14 protein-coding genes are annotated in these 16,813 nt (G+C 60.9%); 6 read left to right on the forward strand and 8 right to left on the reverse strand.

What is annotated here, in order from left to right; all coding sequences use genetic code 11:
• The first annotated feature begins 562 nt into the window (after positions 1-562).
• Together WBK19_RS00005 and WBK19_RS00010 are read left to right on the forward strand one after the other, a co-directional pair.
• Positions 563-1,501 carry a nucleoside recognition domain-containing protein gene (locus WBK19_RS00005; RefSeq protein ID WP_511285756.1) on the forward strand — a complete coding sequence of 313 codons (939 nt, stop codon included), beginning with the start codon at positions 563-565 and terminating at the stop codon, positions 1,499-1,501.
• Positions 1,498-1,851 carry a hypothetical protein gene (locus tag WBK19_RS00010; protein ID WP_511285758.1) on the forward strand — a complete coding sequence of 118 codons (354 nt, stop codon included), beginning with the start codon at positions 1,498-1,500 and terminating at the stop codon, positions 1,849-1,851. Before WBK19_RS00005 ends, WBK19_RS00010 begins: the two co-directional genes overlap by 4 nt.
• A 40-nt stretch (positions 1,852-1,891) precedes the next feature.
• On the opposite strand, the gene WBK19_RS00015 is transcribed toward WBK19_RS00010, so the two are convergent.
• Together WBK19_RS00015 and WBK19_RS00020 are read right to left on the reverse strand one after the other, a co-directional pair.
• Positions 1,892-2,770: a hypothetical protein gene (locus tag WBK19_RS00015; RefSeq protein WP_511285760.1), complete on the reverse strand. Its 879-nt coding sequence runs from the start codon at positions 2,768-2,770 to the stop codon at positions 1,892-1,894.
• 2 nt (positions 2,771-2,772) lie between these two features.
• The gene (locus tag WBK19_RS00020) at positions 2,773-3,795 is read right to left on the reverse strand and encodes a GNAT family N-acetyltransferase (RefSeq protein ID WP_511285762.1); all 1,023 of its coding nucleotides are present in this window, start codon (positions 3,793-3,795) and stop codon (positions 2,773-2,775) included.
• Between the two features lie 201 nt (positions 3,796-3,996).
• On the opposite strand from WBK19_RS00020, the gene WBK19_RS00025 reads away from it, so the two are divergent.
• Positions 3,997-5,064 (forward strand): GNAT family N-acetyltransferase, encoded by a 1,068-nt coding sequence (locus WBK19_RS00025; RefSeq protein WP_511285764.1) that lies wholly within the window; start codon positions 3,997-3,999, stop codon positions 5,062-5,064.
• A gap of 2 nt (positions 5,065-5,066) precedes the next feature.
• On the opposite strand, the gene WBK19_RS00030 is transcribed toward WBK19_RS00025, so the two are convergent.
• The 3 genes from WBK19_RS00030 to prfB form a co-directional block, all read right to left on the reverse strand.
• Positions 5,067-5,399 (reverse strand): cupin domain-containing protein, encoded by a 333-nt coding sequence (locus tag WBK19_RS00030; protein ID WP_511285766.1) that lies wholly within the window; start codon positions 5,397-5,399, stop codon positions 5,067-5,069.
• 9 nt (positions 5,400-5,408) lie between these two features.
• Positions 5,409-6,641, reverse strand: a complete 1,233-nt coding sequence (locus WBK19_RS00035; RefSeq protein ID WP_511285768.1) for a hypothetical protein — start codon at positions 6,639-6,641, stop codon at positions 5,409-5,411.
• A gap of 18 nt (positions 6,642-6,659) precedes the next feature.
• Positions 6,660-7,764 (reverse strand): peptide chain release factor 2 gene (gene prfB / locus WBK19_RS00040; RefSeq protein WP_511285770.1). Its coding sequence is split into 2 segments (ribosomal slippage): positions 6,660-7,682 and positions 7,684-7,764, totalling 1,104 coding nucleotides; the frame shifts between segments, so codons are not numbered across the junction.
• Between the two features lie 203 nt (positions 7,765-7,967).
• Here prfB and nifJ point away from each other — a divergent pair.
• The 3 genes from nifJ to WBK19_RS00055 all read left to right on the forward strand — a co-directional run bounded on the left by nifJ (position 7,968) and on the right by WBK19_RS00055 (position 13,104).
• Complete coding sequence (nifJ, locus tag WBK19_RS00045) at positions 7,968-11,603, forward strand: pyruvate:ferredoxin (flavodoxin) oxidoreductase (RefSeq protein WP_511285772.1); 3,636 nt, start codon at positions 7,968-7,970, stop codon at positions 11,601-11,603.
• Positions 11,596-12,606, forward strand: a complete 1,011-nt coding sequence (locus WBK19_RS00050; protein WP_511285774.1) for a dihydroorotate dehydrogenase-like protein — start codon at positions 11,596-11,598, stop codon at positions 12,604-12,606. The genes nifJ and WBK19_RS00050 overlap by 8 nt, the downstream gene beginning before the upstream one ends.
• A gap of 99 nt (positions 12,607-12,705) precedes the next feature.
• Entirely contained in the window at positions 12,706-13,104 is a 399-nt protein-coding gene (locus tag WBK19_RS00055) for a DUF995 domain-containing protein (protein WP_511285776.1), read from the forward strand.
• Positions 13,105-13,155: 51 nt separating this feature from the next.
• Here the strand turns inward: WBK19_RS00055 and recJ are convergent, their stop codons facing one another.
• The 3 genes from recJ to WBK19_RS00070 form a co-directional block, all read right to left on the reverse strand.
• A complete protein-coding gene (recJ, locus tag WBK19_RS00060; RefSeq protein ID WP_511285778.1) occupies positions 13,156-14,853 on the reverse strand; it encodes a single-stranded-DNA-specific exonuclease RecJ in 1,698 nt (565 codons plus the stop codon).
• On the reverse strand, positions 14,850-15,899 hold the full coding sequence (locus WBK19_RS00065) for a hypothetical protein (RefSeq protein WP_511285780.1): 1,050 nt from the start codon (positions 15,897-15,899) through the stop codon (positions 14,850-14,852). The genes recJ and WBK19_RS00065 overlap by 4 nt, the downstream gene beginning before the upstream one ends.
• Positions 15,900-15,966: 67 nt before the next feature.
• Positions 15,967-16,809, reverse strand: a complete 843-nt coding sequence (locus tag WBK19_RS00070; RefSeq protein WP_511285782.1) for a M48 family metallopeptidase — start codon at positions 16,807-16,809, stop codon at positions 15,967-15,969.
• Between the last annotated feature and the right edge of the window lie 4 nt (positions 16,810-16,813).

Raw genomic sequence — 16,813 nt, forward strand, 5'->3', positions numbered from 1 at the left:
CCAAAAGAAAGTAGCCAAAGAAAAGGCCACCCCTGGGTCGGTGCCGGCTACGCCGGTTCCCTGCGCTACTCGGAACGCCGGGCGGCTGCGGAACTCGGGGCTGCGCCCCTCAGACAGTCCTCGCCGACTGCCCCCGGCCTTCCTGCGTTGCTCGGCACCTCTCAAGGGGCCCGGTAAGGCGTCCACGCTGAACCTTTGGATTTCAATTTTGGACTTTTTTTCCGGTTGACCGTGGGAATGTAATTTTTGGGGCAAACCGGTCGAGCCCGGACGCCTTTGGGGTCCCCGTGGAAGGCGCTGAGCAACGCAGGAATGCCGGGGGCAGTCGGCTGGCGTTGTCTGAGCCGCAGGCGAGTTTAGCCAGCCGCCCGGCGTTCCGAGTAGCGCAAGGGACCGGCGTAGCCGGCGCTGCCCCCGGGGTCGCCTTCTTTTTGGCTACTTTTTCTTGGCGAAGCAAGAAAAAGTACGCCCGCCAGCAAGACGGAACCCCAAGCCAATTCAGAGGATCAAGGGAACTCGCCAATACAACAACCAACATCCGCCAATGCAATAATCCCCCCTTATGGAAATCCTCATCGAAATCATCCTCAAAGCCGGCCGTTCCGCCGTCGAACTGGCCTTCTTCGTCCTGCTCCCAGTCATGGTCGTCATGCTCTCGCTAATGCGCCTGCTCGAAGCACGAGGCGTCCTCGACTGGGTGGTCGCCCGTCTCGCCCCGCTGCTCAAGCCGGTCGGCTTGACCGGGTTGGGCGTATTCGCCGCCCTGCAGATCAATTTCGTCAGCTTCGCCGCACCGATGGCGACGCTGACGATGATGGAACAGCGTGGCGCCTCCGACCGCCACATCGCTGCCACGCTGGCCATGGTCTTCGCCATGTCGCAGGCCAACGCGGCGCTGCCGATGATGACCATGGGCCTCGATCTGGCGCTGACCCTGACTTATTCGCTGATTGGTGGCCTGACCGCTGCGGCGGCGACCTATTACCTGTTCGGCCGGACGCTTTCGAGCAGCGAGAGCCGGCTCGACGAAACCCTGCACCATCCGGTCGCCGAGAGCGCCAAGGGCGTTCTCGATGTCATCAACCGCGCTGGTGCCGAAGCGTTCAAGCTGTCCGTCGGGGCGATACCGATGCTCGTGCTGTCGCTGGTCGTCGTCACCGCGCTGCGTGCCGGGGGCGCCATCGATGCCCTGACGCACCTGCTGGCGCCGGTTTTAACCGCCGCTTCCATCGACAGCGCGCTGATCCTGCCGACGCTGACCAAGTACATGGCCGGCGGCACGGCGATGATGGGCGTCATGGATGAAATGCGCAAAGCCGGTCAGATCAGCGCCGAACTGCTCAATGCCAGCGCCGGGTTCCTGATTTCGCCCTTCGACCTGCCGGGCGTGGCGGTGCTCATTTCGGCCGGGCCGCGTATCGCGGCAGTGTGGAAACCGGCTGCCCTCGGTGCCTGTATCGGTATCGCTGTACGCACCGTCGGACATATACTCGCTGTATGAACAGACGAAAATTGATCCGCTTGATCCTTGCTGCCGGCGCCGGCCTGATGATCGGCAACGCCATGGCGGCGCCAGTGAACCTTCTCGGTTTCGACGACATGTCCTGCCTGACCTGGAACAAGTCGAAAGACAACCCCGACCTGCGGGCCGCTTACGTTGTCTGGGTGCGTGGCTTCTTGACCGGTCATAACTACGCCTTGCCAAGCCAGCAGGTTTCCAGCTTTTCGAGCGGTACGCTGGAATTGAAACTGAATCAATATTGCAGCCGGAATCCGACTGGTCTGATCAGCGACGCAGCCATGCGCATGAGCGACGAACTTTCCGGGCGCAATCAGCCGATCAAGAAATAGCGGCTTCCGGATGGCTTTGTCAGCGCACGATCAGCGAGGACTATTTGACCATGCGTTTTTTCAGATTGGCGAATAAGCCTTGCGCGGCATCCTTCACGAGCCAGCCGATGATGCGTGGATTTTCCAGGGCTTTGCTCAAGGCATAGGGGCGCCAGGCGATGCCAAAAGGAATGTAGAAACGAACAGGGACATTGAATTGCTTGGCAAGGCCCAGCATTTCCCGGCGAGGGAGGCCGTTCAACAATTCCAGTTCGCAGCTTGTTCCCGCCTTTTGCAGGCGTGACAAGGATTCACGGGCAAGCCAGGGGTCATGTGTGGCGATAGCGACCTGCCGGGCCTTGCCGGCGAGCCGGTCGACTACATCGAGATATCCTTGGCGCAGATCGATGTGCGGGGCACCAGGGTCCGCCCACTCGCCTTTGACTACCCGCACTCGAACGCCCAGGGCGTTTGCCTCATCGGCGTCATCAAGGCTGCGTTGCCAGCGCCCGGGAATGGTTAGGCCAACGTCGCCGCCGAGTGAAACCGCCTGACGGACGCAGTTCATGGTGGCTTCGGCCGTGAAGTGCTCATGCGAGTCGAAGTGGGCAAGAATGTGGTGCTGATTTGCGCTATTCACAATGCCCGCCAGAAGAGCCGCGTCGTAATTTAGCGCGGGGGCCTTGATCGATAGATATCCCTTGGGTTGCTGCGCTGCGACGGCCTCGATGATTTGATGCGTGATCCCGGTGATTCTTCCTGGGGGCTCGAAGGCGCCATGGAAGTAGCCAAGGGTAATGCTGGCGTTGTCGGTCAGCAGTCGATGGGCGGTAGCGAGTGCATCACGGAGTTCGTAACCGGGAACGTATGCTCTGCCCGCGGCATGCAGTGCAAGGTTCAATGGTGTCTTCGCCAATTGGCGGATACGGGCTTTAAGCATACCTACCTCGCGAATCGACGAAATCTGCCGTAAGCCGAATGTGCCAGGCGTTTGGCTAACATCTTGAAAGTCTTTGGATTGAACGGGATGGCATAAAGGTGCACATAGCGTCGTTGAACTTTTGTCCAATGTTCGGTCCAGCGATCCTTGATGCCCATGAACTCGTAGGACAGCAAACCGCGTTCCATCGATTGGCGCAAGGTGTGCTGGATCAGCAATTGACCCGGAGAGCAGGCCGAGAATGCCTGGTCATGGCTGATTTTGAAGAGCCAGAAGCGTTGATTCCATTCGCAGGCAATCTGCATCGCAACCGCTTGACCGTCGATGCGCATAAGGGCGATGCGCAAGTGACCTTCGTTCATGGCGGCCTGGGTGAAGCGGGTGAAAAAACTGCCCTGTACCGCATCGGTCGTGAGCGACGTTCCGGCTGCAACCTTCCAGCTACGTCCTTCAACGCTGAGTGCTTCGGCCATCAATGCGTCCAATTCTTCCGCTGAGCGAGGGGTGTGCAGTTCATAGCGTACTTCGCCAAATTCATGCGCTTGCCGTTCGGCACGTCTCAAGTCTGAGCGTCGCCTTGTTGTTAGTGTTGTTTCGAAATCCTTGAGGGCGAGGTCAATAACCGGCGTTGGCATGGCCGGACGGGTTATGACCAGACCTCGTCCCCGGTAGGCGCGCCGCAAGGCCGGAATCGTCGGCGAGTCAGCCGGAATCCGTTCCAGTTGCAATGGCATGGACTGGCGGGCTATTTTCTTGGCAAGTCGGTACAGGCTTTCTTGGGAGCTCCAGATCAAATCGCTGGGCTCGAACATGCTGGGGAGTTCGCGCAGCCAGTTTTGATATGCGACGAATGGTGCCACGGCCGCTGGCTGTTCTCCGCAATTGATCGAGAAAGTCCGGATTGCTTCTGCGGGCACCAGGTTGGTCCGCGCCTGCATCCAGGCCCTTGTTTGCACGGGAAGCCCGATGTAGCCAGCGTCGTCTTGACTTGGCCAGGCTGTTTTGTCCGGGAGCTGGGTGAGCATCGCAGCGTGTTTTGGCTTTTGAATTGATAGCGTGATTTTGCCCGATAGAAGGGTATTGATCGCGTTGTTTTGCCAATATCATGGCGGCATGACGGAATTTAAAAAATTACGCTGAGGTTTGGGGCAATGTTCAGGGTTCGATGTTTTAACGGGTTTCATGAGTTGCCGATAGCTCATCGTGCCTTGGTTGCGGCGGCGGAAATGCATGATTTCTTCCGCTCACCGGCGTGGTTTACGCATCTGATGACCCATTTTTATCAGACCGGGCATCAAGTCAGAGTTTATGCCCTTGAGCGCGTTGAAAATGGCGAGCCCGTGCTCTTGATGCCTTTGCGGGCCTGCCAGCTCGACTATTCGGCGTTTGGCGCACGGACGCTTGGGTCAATCAGCCATCCTGAAAATTACGCAACCGTTGCATTCATGTTCGCTGAGCAGTGTGATGATGAAGAGACCCTGCTAACACATCTGCTGCGTTCTTTCCGGACGGGAGGGGAAGGGCTTGCCGAGCTACCGGTCGATATGCTGCGTCTATGGCCGGTTCAGACCGATGCCGAGCAGGGAAGAGTGCTGCATCGAGCCTTGAGGCGTGCGGGATTCGTGACGCAGATCTATAGCAATTCCTATAACCGTTATGAAAATACGGCCGGGATGAGTTACGAGGCTTATCTGACGAGCCGCAGCGCGAATCTGCGTTACAGCATCCGACGGCGACAACGGGCGCTGGAAAAAAGTGGGGCGCTGGAGTTTGCGCTCCATCGGGACTCTGCGGGTCTGGAGGCGGCTATTGCAGACTATGTCAGCGTTTCTCTGGCAAGCTGGAAGGAGGCTGAGAGCATGGTTTCAGACGATATGCTCGGCTTGATTCGTTTGACGGCGACGAAAGCTTGTCTGCGCTTTGGCATCCTGCGCCTTGACGGGGTACCTGTGGCGGCGCAGTTCTGGATTGTCACCGGTGGCGTGGCTCATTGTGCTCGTCTGGGTTATCACGAGGACTACAAGCATCTTTCGGTTGGCGTGGTGCTGACTAATTTCATGATTGCCCACGTCCTCGACAATGATCATGTCGAACGAATCGACTTTGGTTATGGGGAAGATGATTACAAAGGCGGGTGGATGAAGGACTCGCGTGAGTATTACGGCTTCCTGGCCTTCAATACCTCAACTCGTCGGGGCATCTTTCATGGCTTGAAGAATGTCGTGGGAAGACCGCTGAAGCGGGGGGTCAAGGCCTTGCTGCGAGCGTTGCGTCTGAGACCAGTGGCGTCGTAGTGTTAATCGACGAAGGGCCGGTGTATGGCTAGCCAGATGGTTGGTGCATCGGGCGTTGTCCAGTCGACGCGGTGGCGACGTCCGGCAGCAATATCAAGATAGTCACCTGGTTTCAGGCGATGCACGACGGTTTCGTCTTCGAAGCGGAGCGCGGCCTCGCCGCTGATCAATAGCACCCATTCGGCTTCCGGCTGCTCGTACCAGAATCCTGGTGGGCTGGATTGTCCGGTTGACACTATGCGCCGAACGATCAGGCCCGGTTCGTTGAGCAGAGGTGTGAATTGCTCCTCGGTTGCGCCGAGCGGGGGAAGGTTGGCAAACAGGTTGTCGGGCATGGTCCTGATTCAGCGATAGAGCGCAAGGGTGTCCAGGCGGCGTTCGATTTCAACTTGCATGGCCTGGAAAGCTGGGCTTTCACGGTTTTCGAACCGCCGTTCAAATTCCTCCTGGTGCAGGAATTCCGGCAGATCGGCAACGGGTGGGAGCAGTTGTTTGTCGCCAAAGTTGTTTTTCATGGTGTCGATCAGGCGCTCTGGGTCCTTGGTCAGGATTGTGCCAAAGCGGGTTCCCGCTCGGTCGGCCGCCAGGTCAATAAAGGAAAAACCGCTGCCATGGCGAGCATCTTCGAGTTCCTTGTAAAGGCCGATGGCGTCAGCCACCGGCTCTCCTGCCCACGCTGCCAGGGTGGCCGAAATCAAGAAATGCTGGGCAAGGTCATGGCGCCCGGCCAGGGTGACGTGTACCCAGCGAACGCGTGGCCAGCCTTTGGCGGCCGGAACCAGTGCAGCCAGATCCTTTCCCGCCATCAGGCTGGCTAAAACCAGCAGGCCGGCTCGGCCTTGCTTGAATGTGTCGCCACCGGCAACAGGGATTATCGCTTCCAGAATTTCGGCCAGCGTGATCCGGGAACCTGTGGCGCGATGTGCGACGAGTGCGGCGAGCGATTTCTGAGCGGTGTGCAGGCGTTTGACGTCATCTTCCTGCATGGCTACGGCGCGGGCTCGATCAAGAATCATCGGCTCCCAGATGTAGGTGACGGAAATAGTGCCTGCATTCGGCTCGAAAGCGATTTTCTGGATGGCTTTTGCTGCCAGTTGCCATTCTTTGTCGTAGCCATAGGTGGCCACCATCCTTGCGATGGCGAATTCGACCAGCGTGGTCGGTAGTTCGAGAGAGCCAAGTTTGGCCTGGGTGATTTTGGGCTGGCCGTTGATGGCCTGGATACGGGTGTTTAAATTCAGGAAACGCTTGCCCGGCACGGCGATGCTTGTCCAAATATCCCCGTTGCTTTCGGTTTGGCTGAATGAGCCCCGGCCGTTCAGGTATCGGCTTGCGACATAGTTGGTCGCTTCGTCGATCAGCGCGGCCGGGATCGTTACCGTGCGGACTTCGCCAGCCTGTTGGCGGCGCGGGTCGTTGTTGGCCAAAAGACGTTTTGCCTGAGCGACCGAATCCGGGGAGATAGCCTCGCCACGGTCGACCAGCGCTGTTTCGTCGGTAGCGAGCAGGACCAGCGCTAAACCGGCAACCAACAGCAGTAGAAACGCGATCGCCAGCCGTTTGAGGAGTTGCCTCATGGGCTGGCGATCACCGACTTAGACGCCCTGTTTCAGGCTGGCTTCGATGAACGGATCGAGATCGCCGTCGAGCACACCCTGAGTGTTGCCGGTTTCGTGGTTGGTGCGCAGATCCTTGATGCGGCTCTGGTCGAGCACGTAGGAGCGAATCTGGTGACCCCAGCCAATGTCGGACTTGGCGTCTTCGAGCTTCTGCTGCTCGGCCTGCTGTTTGCGCAATTCGAACTCGTAGATGCGGGCGCGCAGCATTTGCCAGGCTTCGTCGCGGTTGCGGTGCTGCGAACGGTCGTTCTGGCACTGGACGACGATGCCAGTCGGGACGTGGGTGAGACGCACGGCGGAGTCGGTCTTGTTGATGTGCTGACCGCCGGCGCCGGAAGCGCGGTAGGTGTCGGTACGCACGTCGGACGGGTTGATGTTGATCTCGATCGAGTCATCGACTTCCGGGAAGACGAAGATGCTGGTGAACGAGGTGTGGCGGCGGGCGGCCGAGTCGAACGGAGATTTGCGGACCAAGCGGTGGATGCCGGTTTCGGTGCGCAGCGTGCCGTAGGCGTAGTCGCCGGTGAACTTGACGGTAGCGCCCTTGATGCCGGCGACTTCACCTTCGGATTCTTCCATGACTTCCACGGTGAACCCTTTTTTCTCGCCATATTTCAAATACATGCGCAACAGCATCGAGGCCCAGTCCTGAGCTTCGGTGCCGCCGGCGCCGGCCTGGATTTCCAGGAAGCACGGGCTCGGGTCCATCGGGTTGTTGAACATGCGGCGGAATTCGAGGGCGGCGATCTTTTTTTCCAGTTCGGCGTTATCGGCCTCGACGGAAAGCAGCGTCTCTTCGTCGCCATCTTCCTTGCCCATGTCGAACAATTCGCGGCCGTCGTCGAGCCCGGACTGGACTTCTTCCAGAACCAGCACGATGTTTTCCAGCGATTTCTTCTCGCGACCGAGTTCCTGGGCACGCTTGGCGTCGTCCCAGATCTTCGGGTCTTCCATCTCCTGGGTGAGGAGGGTCAGGCGCTCGCGTTTCTGATCGTAGTCAAAGATACCTCCGCAGCTCGGCGGCGCGCTGCGCCAGATCGTCGAGCTTGTTGGAGATGCTGTTGATGTGTTCGGCTTCCATGGTCGGGCGTCCAGATACTTGAAAACCGGACATTATAAAGCTTTAGGTGGCGCAATCATGTGGCGTTTTGGTATGCATTTTTTTCGTCTCCGATGGCATAACTCCCCGCCACACGGGCGTAGAATGGGGTTGTTGCGCCGCAACATTAAGAGGAGAGGAGAGTACTCTCCCTGGGCGGCACACATTTCGGGGCTGGACTGAACATGAACAAGATGCTGACCATCGACGGCAATGAAGCCGTCGCCAACGTGGCTTACCGCGTTTCCGAAGTGATCGCGATTTACCCGATCACTCCCTCGTCCGGCATGGGCGAACTGTCCGATGAATGGGCAGCGCAAGGCAAAACCAATGTCTGGGACTGCGTTCCGCGCGTCGTCGAACTGCAGTCCGAAGGCGGCGCCGCCGGTACTGTCCACGGCGCCCTGCAGGCCGGCTCGCTGGCGACGACCTTCACGGCGTCGCAGGGCCTGCTGCTCATGATCCCCAATATGTACAAGATCGCTGGCGAACTGACGCCGACGGTCTTCCACGTCGCCGCCCGCGCCATCGCGACGCACGCGCTGTCGATCTTCGGCGACCATTCCGACGTGATGGCGACGCGCGGCACCGGCTTCGCGCTGCTTTCGTCGAATTCGGTGCAGGAAGCTCAGGACATGGCGGCCATTGCCTCGGCGGCGACGCTGGCCGGCCGCCTGCCGGTGCTGCATTTCTTCGACGGTTTCCGCACCTCGCACGAGGTGGCCAAGATTACCGGTGTCGACGACGACGTCCTGCGCAAAATGATGCCGCAGGAGCAGATCGCCGCCTTGCGTCACCGCTCCCTGTCGCCGGAACACCCGGTGTTGCGTGGCAGTTCGCAGAATCCCGATGTCTTCTTTCAGGCCCGCGAAGCGCAGAACCCGTGGTTCGATGCCTTCCCGGGCGTCGTCCAGCAGGCCATGGACCAGTACGGCGAGCTGACCGGGCGGCAATACAAGCTGTTCGATTACGTCGGCGCACCCGATGCCGAGCGCGTCATCATCATGATGGGGTCCGGGGCCGAAACGGCACAGGAAACCGTGGAGCACATGAATCGGCAGGGCGAGAAAGTCGGCCTGCTCAAGGTTCGCCTCTACCGGCCGTGGGCGCCGGAAGCCTTGCTTGCTGCCTTGCCGCTGTCGACCAAGGCCATCGCTGTTCTTGATCGCTGCAAGGAACCTGGCTCCGATGGCGAGCCCTTGTTCAAGGATGTACTGGTCGCGCTGGCCGAAAATGTCGGTAGCGAGTCGCCGCGTTTCGCCACCTTGCCGAAAGTGCTCGGCGGGCGTTACGGGCTGGCCTCCAAGGAATTCACACCGGCTATGGTTTTTGCCGTGTTTTTCCGGTTGACCGTGGGAATGGGCAAGCGCCACTTCACCGTCGGCATCAACGACGACGTGACGCATCTGTCGCTGCCTTACGACGCCGCGTTCCGTACCGACGCCGTGCGCGAGACCTTCGGCGCCGTCTTCTACGGCCTGGGTTCGGATGGCACCGTTTCGGCCAACAAGAATTCGATCAAGATCATCGGCGACGAAACCGACCTGCACGCCCAGGGCTATTTCGTTTACGACTCCAAGAAGTCGGGGGCGATGACCGTCTCGCACCTGCGTTTCGGCTCGCAGCCGATCCGTGCCACCTACCTGACCGGCGAGGGCGATGCCAAATTCATCGCCTGCCACCAGCCGCTTTTCCTGGAAACCCACGACCTGCTGGCCCACGCCGCGCCGGGCGCTGTCTTCCTGCTCAACTCGCCGGTGCCGGCCGACAAGGTTTGGGCTACGCTGCCAGTTGCAATGCAGCAGCAGATGATCGCCAAGCGCATCCGCTTTCACGTCATCGACGCCTACCAGGTCGCTCTCGAAGCCGACATGGGCCGGCGCATCAACACGGTTATGCAAACCTGCTTCTTCGCCATTTCCGGCATCCTGCCGCAGGACGAAGCCATCGCCGCGATCAAGCATGCCGTCGAAAAGACCTACGGCCGCAAGGGCCGGCGCATCGCCGAACTGAACTACAAGGCCATCGACAAGACGCTGGTCTGCCTGCATGAAGTGGCTGTGCCGGCCGAATATGCCGTCTCCGACATTCGCATTCCCGAACGCACCGTCCAACAAGCCTCCGAATTCGTCCGCAAGCTCACGTTGCCGATGATCGCCGGCAAGGGCGACAGTCTCCCGGTGTCGGTCTTCCCGATCGACGGCACCTTCCCGACCGGCACGGCCAAATACGAAAAGCGCAATCTGGCGCTGCAAATACCGGTCCTCGAAACCGACCTGTGCACGCAGTGTGGCAAGTGCGTTTTCGTCTGCCCGCATTCGGCCATCCGTGCCAAGGCTTACCCGCCCGAACTGGTTGCCGAGGCGCCGGCGACGTTCAAGACCATGGCCATCCGCAGCAAGGATTACCCGGCCGGCTGGAAGATGAGCTACCAGGTGGCGCCCGAGGATTGCACCGGCTGCACGCTGTGCGTCGAGGTTTGCCCGATTCGCGACAAGTCGAATGTTTCGCGCAAGGCGCTCAACATGGCCGAACAGGCCCCGCTACGCACACCGGAAGCCGAGAACTGGGACTTCTTCCTCAAGTTGCCCGATTACGACCGCACCGTTGCCAAGCGCAACACCATTCCCGGCTCGATGCTGCTGCAGCCGATGTTCGAGTTTTCCGGCGCCTGTGTCGGCTGCGGCGAGACGCCCTACATCCGGCTGGCCACGCAGCTCTTCGGTGACCGCATGCTGGTCGCCAACGCTACTGGCTGTTCATCGATCTATGGCGGAAACCTGCCGACCACGCCGTACACCACCGACGCCAACGGCCGCGGCCCGGCCTGGAGCAATTCGCTGTTCGAGGACAACGCCGAGTTCGGTCTCGGCATGCGCCTTGCCACCAACCAACTGGCCGAAACGGCACGCGTGCAACTACGCGCCATGGCGCTGGAAATCGGTGACGCCCAGGTGCAGGCGCTGTTGAACGCTGACCAGACAAGCGAAACCGGCATCCATGACCAGCGCCAACGGGTGTCTCAACTGCAGGCAAAGCTGTCGGCCATTGGTTCGCCGGCCGCCGACCATCTCGCCGCAGTGGCCGAATACCTGATCCGCCGCAGCGTGTGGATTATCGGCGGTGATGGCTGGGCCTACGACATCGGTTTCGGTGGCCTCGACCATGTGTTGTCGTCGGGGGAGGATGTCAATATTCTGGTGCTCGATACCGAGGTCTATTCCAACACCGGCGGCCAGAATTCCAAGGCCACGCCACGCGGCGCCGTCGCCAAGTTTGCGGCCGGTGGCCAGCCCAACCGCAAGAAGGATCTGGCGCGCATCGCCATGGACTACGAAAACGTCTACGTCGCCCAGGTCGCTTACGGTGCCAAGGATGTCCATACGCTCAAGGCCTTCCTCGATGCCGAAAGCTATCCCGGCGTCTCGATCATCATCGCCTACAGCCCGTGTATCGCGCATGGCGTCGATCTGTCGAACAACCATCGCCAGCAGGATCTGGCCGTGAAGTCCGGCCACTGGCCGCTGCTCCGCTACGACCCGCGCCGACGTCAGCAGGGCGAAAATCCGCTAACGGTCGACAGCGCCGCGCCAAGCATCCCGTTCAGCGATTTCGCCCGTAACGAGGCACGCTTTACCATTCTTGAGCGACTGAAGCCGGACGCGTCGGTCTACTTCATGGCCCAAGCCGGCAAGGACGCCCGCCTGCGCCATCAGGAATATGTCGAACTCTCGGAAATGGTGTTGCCCGAAGCCGCCATCGACGAAAAAGTCAAAGAGGCCCAGGAGGCCGCCGACAAGAAGGAAGAGCCAAATGCCTGATCTGTCCACAACCTACCTCGGCCTGCACCTGAAGAACCCGCTGGTGCCGTCATCGAGCCCGCTCAGCCATGATCTCGATGCCGTGCTCCACCTCGAAGATGCCGGTGCCGCGGCCATTGTCATGCACTCGCTGTTCGAGGAGGATGTTCGCCACGACGAGCGGATGATCGACCGCTTCCTCGTTCATCCCGACACCTTCGGCGAATCGGCCGGCCACCTGCCTTTTGGTCATGATTACCAAAGCCGGCTTGATAGCTATCTCGAAAAAATCCTCCGCCTCAAGTCGCGTCTGTCCATCCCCGTCGTCGCCAGCCTCAACGGCTCGACGCTGAACGGCTGGGTCGAACTGGGCAAGGAGCTTGAGTCGGCCGGCGCCGATGCACTCGAGCTCAACGCCTGGTACATGCCGAGCGATCCGAAGATTTCCGGCGAGGCGATCGAGGATCACCACATTTCGCTGCTGCAGGAGCTCAAGGGCGCGGTGACCATTCCAGTCGGCATGAAACTGTCGCCCTTCTTCTCCTCGCTGCCGCATTTCGTCCATCAGGCCGAAGCCTCCGGGGCAGCCGGCATCTCCCTGTTCAACCGCTTCTTCCAGCCGGACATCGACCTGGAAACCCTGAGCGTCGTCGACCGCGTGCAACTGTCGTCCTCGGCCGACACGCTGCTCGCCATGCGCTGGATCGCCATCCTGCGCGGCAGCACCAACCTGTCGCTGGCCGCCACCGGCGGCGTACACACGGCAGCCGACGCGCTCAAAATGCTTCTCGCCGGTGCCGATGTCGTGCACATGGCCAGCGCCCTGCTCAAACGCGGCCCGCAGGCACTCAGCGAAATGCTGCAAGGTATGACCAACTGGCTGCGCGAGCGCGAATACACCTCGGTCGCCCAGATGAAAGGCTCGATGAGCCAGCAAAATTCACCCAATCCGAGTACCTTTGCCCGGGCGTCCTACCTGCATGTCCTGAATTCGTTTGTGCCGCCGGACGGGGTTCGTTATTGAGGGACTGATATCGACAAATCTTTCCAGCAGCAACTTGATATAGGCCTAATATCAAATGAGTATTCTGTTCTTGCTGTCGTTTCTGGAAAGGAAAAAGCCATGTCAAAACTTCTTTTTGCATCCCTTGCAGGACTTGTGGCGATGAATGTTTTTGCCCAGGATGTTGCCGTGAAAATGACCCGGGACGAATTGTTGTCATTCCTGCCCGGCACCAAGGTGACTCACATCAATGCTGGCGGGAGCGAGCGCCACTGGACCAACGAGCCTGATGGCACCCTGTATGCGACCACGAACAACAAGATATTTGGCAGCGGTACCGGCTCTCGGACAACCGGCAATGCTGGAACCTGGAAGGTCAACGATGAAGGCAAGTACTGCTTCGACGTAGACTGGAAGTCGGTTCACGAAACATGGTGTGCCACCATCCTCAAGGGCGAGGGCGATATCTACTATCTGGGTAAGGTGGACGAAAAGCGCAAGATCGTCTTCGCCAAGTAGCGGGTTCTGCCCTGAACCCCTTGCCGGCACGCTCGGCTATATGGATGGGAGCTAGGGCCTCACCTCAATATGTTCAACCATCAGCTGCGGGGTTTCGACGCCCATGTATTCGTTGATGGTCAGCCGGTAAGCGAGGCAGGTGCGGTTGCCAGGCTGGGTGCTGAAGTTGAACTGGATGCCGTCTATGCGGGTATCGCCTTTGCGCAGGCGTAGCTTGAGGTGTTTGTCCTTGAGCACGCGTTGCTGTTCGACCTCGAAATCGTCCATGAACAGCGGTGCCGGGAAGCCCTGGCCCCAGATTTCGTTTTCGAGCAGGCGGGCGGTGGCCAGCGAGATGTAGCTGTCTTCGAGGTTGCCGTCGGTTTCCAGCGTGCGGGTCAGGTCGGCCGGGGCGAGTAGTTCGCCGGCAACTTGCGCAAATAGTTCTTTGAATTTTTCGAAGTTTTCGGCGTTGACCGTGGCACCGGCCGCCATGGCGTGGCCACCGAAGCGGATGAGCAGGCCGGGGGCGCGTTTGGCGACGAGGTCGAGGGCGTCGCGCAGGTGCAGGCCGGGGATAGAACGGCCGGAGCCTTTGACGATGCCGCCTTCGCCGGGCGCGAAGGCGAAGACCGGGCGGTGCAGTTTGTCCTTGATGCGCGAGGCGAGAATGCCGACGACGCCTTCGTGCCAGCTTTCGTCAAAGAGCGCGATGCCAGGCGTGGCGTCGTTGGCGTCGAGGGATTCGAGCAGGATCAAAGCCTGTTCCTGCATACCGGATTCGATTTCGCGGCGTTCGCGGTTGAGGGTGTCGAGTTCCTGGGCGATCTGCAGGGCGCGGCTGGCGTCGTCGGTGAGCAGGCATTCGACGCCGAGGCGCATGTCGGCCAGGCGACCGGCGGCGTTGAGGCGGGGGCCGAGGATGAAACCGAGGTCCATCGCCGTGGCCTTCTTCGGATCGCGACCGGCGGCTTTGAAGAGGGCAGCGATGCCGGCCTGCATCTGGCCGGCGCGCATGCGCTTGAGACCCTGGCTGACGAGGATGCGGTTGTTGCGGTCGAGCTTGACGACGTCGGCGACGGTGCCCAGCGCGACGAGGTCGAGCAGGGTGGCGAAATTGGGTTCGGGGCGTTCGGCAAAATAACCGCGTTCGCGCAGTTCGGCGCGCAGGGCGAGCATGACGTAGAACATGACGCCGACGCCGGCGATGCATTTGGACGGGAAGTCGCAGCCGGGCTGGTTGGGATTGACGATGCAATCGGCCTCGGGAAGGGTTTCGGCCGGCAGATGGTGGTCGGTGATCAGCGTCGCGATGCCGTGTTGCTGGGCGCGGGCGACGCCTTCGAGCGAGGCAATGCCGTTATCGACGGTGATGATGAGGTCAGGCGACTGCTGAGCGGCGACATCGACGATTTCCGGCGATAAACCGTAGCCGAGCTTGAAGCGGTCGGGCAGCAGGAAATCGACATCGGCGCCAAGCGACTTCAGGGCGCGCATGCCGACGGCTGTGGCGGTGGCGCCGTCGCAGTCGTAGTCGCCGATGATCAGCATTTTCGCCTCGGCCTCAATGGCGTCTGCCAGCAGCTGGGCGGCGGCGGTGGCGTTGGTCAGCGCGGTGGGCGGAATCAGCGACTTGAGTTCGTAGTCGAGTTCGGATTTGTCCTTGATGCCGCGTGCGGCGTAGAGCCGGGCGAGCAGCGGGTGCAGGCCCTGTTGTTCGAGTTGCCAGACGACGCGCTGTGGTGCGCTGCGGGTAGTGATGTTGGTCACGGGGGCGTTCCTTCGGCCTGATTTTCAGCCAATTCTTTGGCGATGCTCTGCAGCGGGCGACCCTTGCGCCAAAATTTCCAGCGGTCCTTGCCGTGCAGCGTCCAGGTCAACTGGCCGTAGATGGTGGGGGCGATGATGCTCAGGCTTTCGACCTTGCTGCCGAGCGCGGCGCGCAGCGGGACGAACCAGTCGCGTTCGAGCGCGGCGAAGGCGTTGCGCCAGTCTTCGCTGTTTTCGTAGAGCACCGGCGGCAGCAGGCTGTCGAGGACGACCAGCGGGTTGTCGTTGGGCGCCGCGTCGGCGAGCAGGGCGCTCAGGCTGGCCGGGCAGGGCGGGGCCTCGATGCCGGCAGCGAGCGCCAGGCCGGTGGCCAGCGGATTGTCGCTGCACACGGCGGAAAAGTGCGGGGCCGGCACTTCGGCCAGCGGCCCTCCGCCCCACAGCCACACGCTGTTGACGGCCGGCTTGCCTTCGGCCTGACGGCGCTCGTTGATCGGGTGGCCGTGCAGGAACATCTGCACTTCGTTGAGCCAGCGGTTGAGCCGGCCGTTCTTGTCGGTCAGGTCGCTATCGAGGCGACGGCCGGCAATTGTTGAAATTGGGGCAAATTTCTCGTTGACCGTGGAATGCAATTGCAGATACCAGCGGCGGGCGGTGGCGACATGAAATCGCCCGATGTCGGCAAATTCCGAGTTCAGGGCGGCCGTGATGGCCTGCGCTTCTTCCAGTTCGAGTTCGAATGCGCCGGCATCGGCAAGGACAATGCGTTCGTGATGAAAGCGCAGGTGAACCGGGTCGGCGCACAGCCAGTTGCCTTCGCTCACCTGCTTTTTCCCCGCTTCGCCAAGCAGGCGCAGGGCGCCGAAAGGCGCGTCGGTCAGCCCGAAGTGGTCAGCCAGGTTGTGTTCGAAGGCACGGCGCGGAAGGCGGGAAAACTCAGCATGGGCGGCCAGCCATTCAAAGCCGGGGGCAGCCAGTTTCCCGAGGGTCAGTTGGTCGTTCGGTTCTGGCCAGATCAGTTCGGGGACAAGCAGGGTAAGGCGCACGGGGAGGGCTTCAGGCTGGGGAAGCCGGGAGTCTATCATCGGCCGGCAGGCGGCGCCGCATCGCCGGTCAGGTGGCCTTCATGAAGGCCGGCAGGGGCGTCGCCGGAGCCTGTTCCGGCTTCACATGGCGCGCCGAGAATTCGCGGATGCGGGCAATTCGTTGGTCAACGTCGGGATGGGTGTTGAACATCGTCGGTGTATGTGCCGCCGACTGGCGCTCGGCTACTGCCTCGAAAAAGGCGGCGGCGTCGCCGACGTGGCCGTAGAGGTCGAGTACTGCCTGCAGCGCGGTGCTGTCGGCGGCTTCCTCCTGGCTGCGGCTGAAGGAGAGGATAGGCAGCATGCCGACACCGCCCAGCCATTGCTGCAGTGCGCCGTCGCCGAAGCCGGCCAGGCTGGAGAGGGCGAGCATGACGGCAAAACCGCGGCCCATGGCGACAACCGGGTCGCGGTGGCGGACGTGGGCGATTTCGTGGGCCAGGACCATGGCCAGCGCATTTTCGCTGGGAAGGGTATCGATCAGGCCCTGGAAGACGACAACGTGGCCGCCTAGCGTGGCCATCGCATTGACCGTTTTGCTCGACGAGTAATGCACGGTAATCGGCATGTCCGGCGGCAGGGCCATTGCGTTGGCCAGGCGGTCGGTCAAGGTTTGCAAATATTGCTGGCGCTGCCGGGCGACCGCCGAATCAGGCGGCTCCGGCAGCCAGCGGCCAAGGCTTGCTGCCAAGGCCCGTTCCTGTGCGAACGGGATGTGGCGGGCAAGCTGGCCGGCGAGCAGCGACAGGGCCAGCACCGCGACGATGATCAGCGCGCTGATGCCGGCGACGAGCAGGGCGAAATCCTTGAGCGGGTGGGTCGAGCTGACATTGATGCCCTCCGGAATCACCGGATTTTCGTATTCGGCCATCTGG

The organism is Azonexus sp., from assembly GCF_049652925.1.
GTDB lineage: Bacteria > Pseudomonadota > Gammaproteobacteria > Burkholderiales > Rhodocyclaceae > Azonexus.

Bases quoted from the DNA above. Each gene is read 5' to 3' on its own strand.
- WBK19_RS00005 (WP_511285756.1), top strand. From the start codon at position 563: ATGGAAATCCTCATCGAAATCATCCTCAAAGCCGGCCGTTCCGCCGTC.
- WBK19_RS00010 (WP_511285758.1), top strand. From the start codon at position 1,498: ATGAACAGACGAAAATTGATCCGCTTGATCCTTGCTGCCGGCGCCGGC.
- WBK19_RS00015 (WP_511285760.1), bottom strand. From the start codon at position 2,770: ATGCTTAAAGCCCGTATCCGCCAATTGGCGAAGACACCATTGAACCTT.
- WBK19_RS00020 (WP_511285762.1), bottom strand. From the start codon at position 3,795: ATGCTCACCCAGCTCCCGGACAAAACAGCCTGGCCAAGTCAAGACGAC.
- WBK19_RS00025 (WP_511285764.1), top strand. From the start codon at position 3,997: ATGCATGATTTCTTCCGCTCACCGGCGTGGTTTACGCATCTGATGACC.
- WBK19_RS00030 (WP_511285766.1), bottom strand. From the start codon at position 5,399: ATGCCCGACAACCTGTTTGCCAACCTTCCCCCGCTCGGCGCAACCGAG.
- WBK19_RS00035 (WP_511285768.1), bottom strand. From the start codon at position 6,641: ATGAGGCAACTCCTCAAACGGCTGGCGATCGCGTTTCTACTGCTGTTG.
- nifJ (WP_511285772.1), top strand. From the start codon at position 7,968: ATGAACAAGATGCTGACCATCGACGGCAATGAAGCCGTCGCCAACGTG.
- WBK19_RS00050 (WP_511285774.1), top strand. From the start codon at position 11,596: ATGCCTGATCTGTCCACAACCTACCTCGGCCTGCACCTGAAGAACCCG.
- WBK19_RS00055 (WP_511285776.1), top strand. From the start codon at position 12,706: ATGTCAAAACTTCTTTTTGCATCCCTTGCAGGACTTGTGGCGATGAAT.
- WBK19_RS00070 (WP_511285782.1), bottom strand. From the start codon at position 16,809: ATGGCCGAATACGAAAATCCGGTGATTCCGGAGGGCATCAATGTCAGC.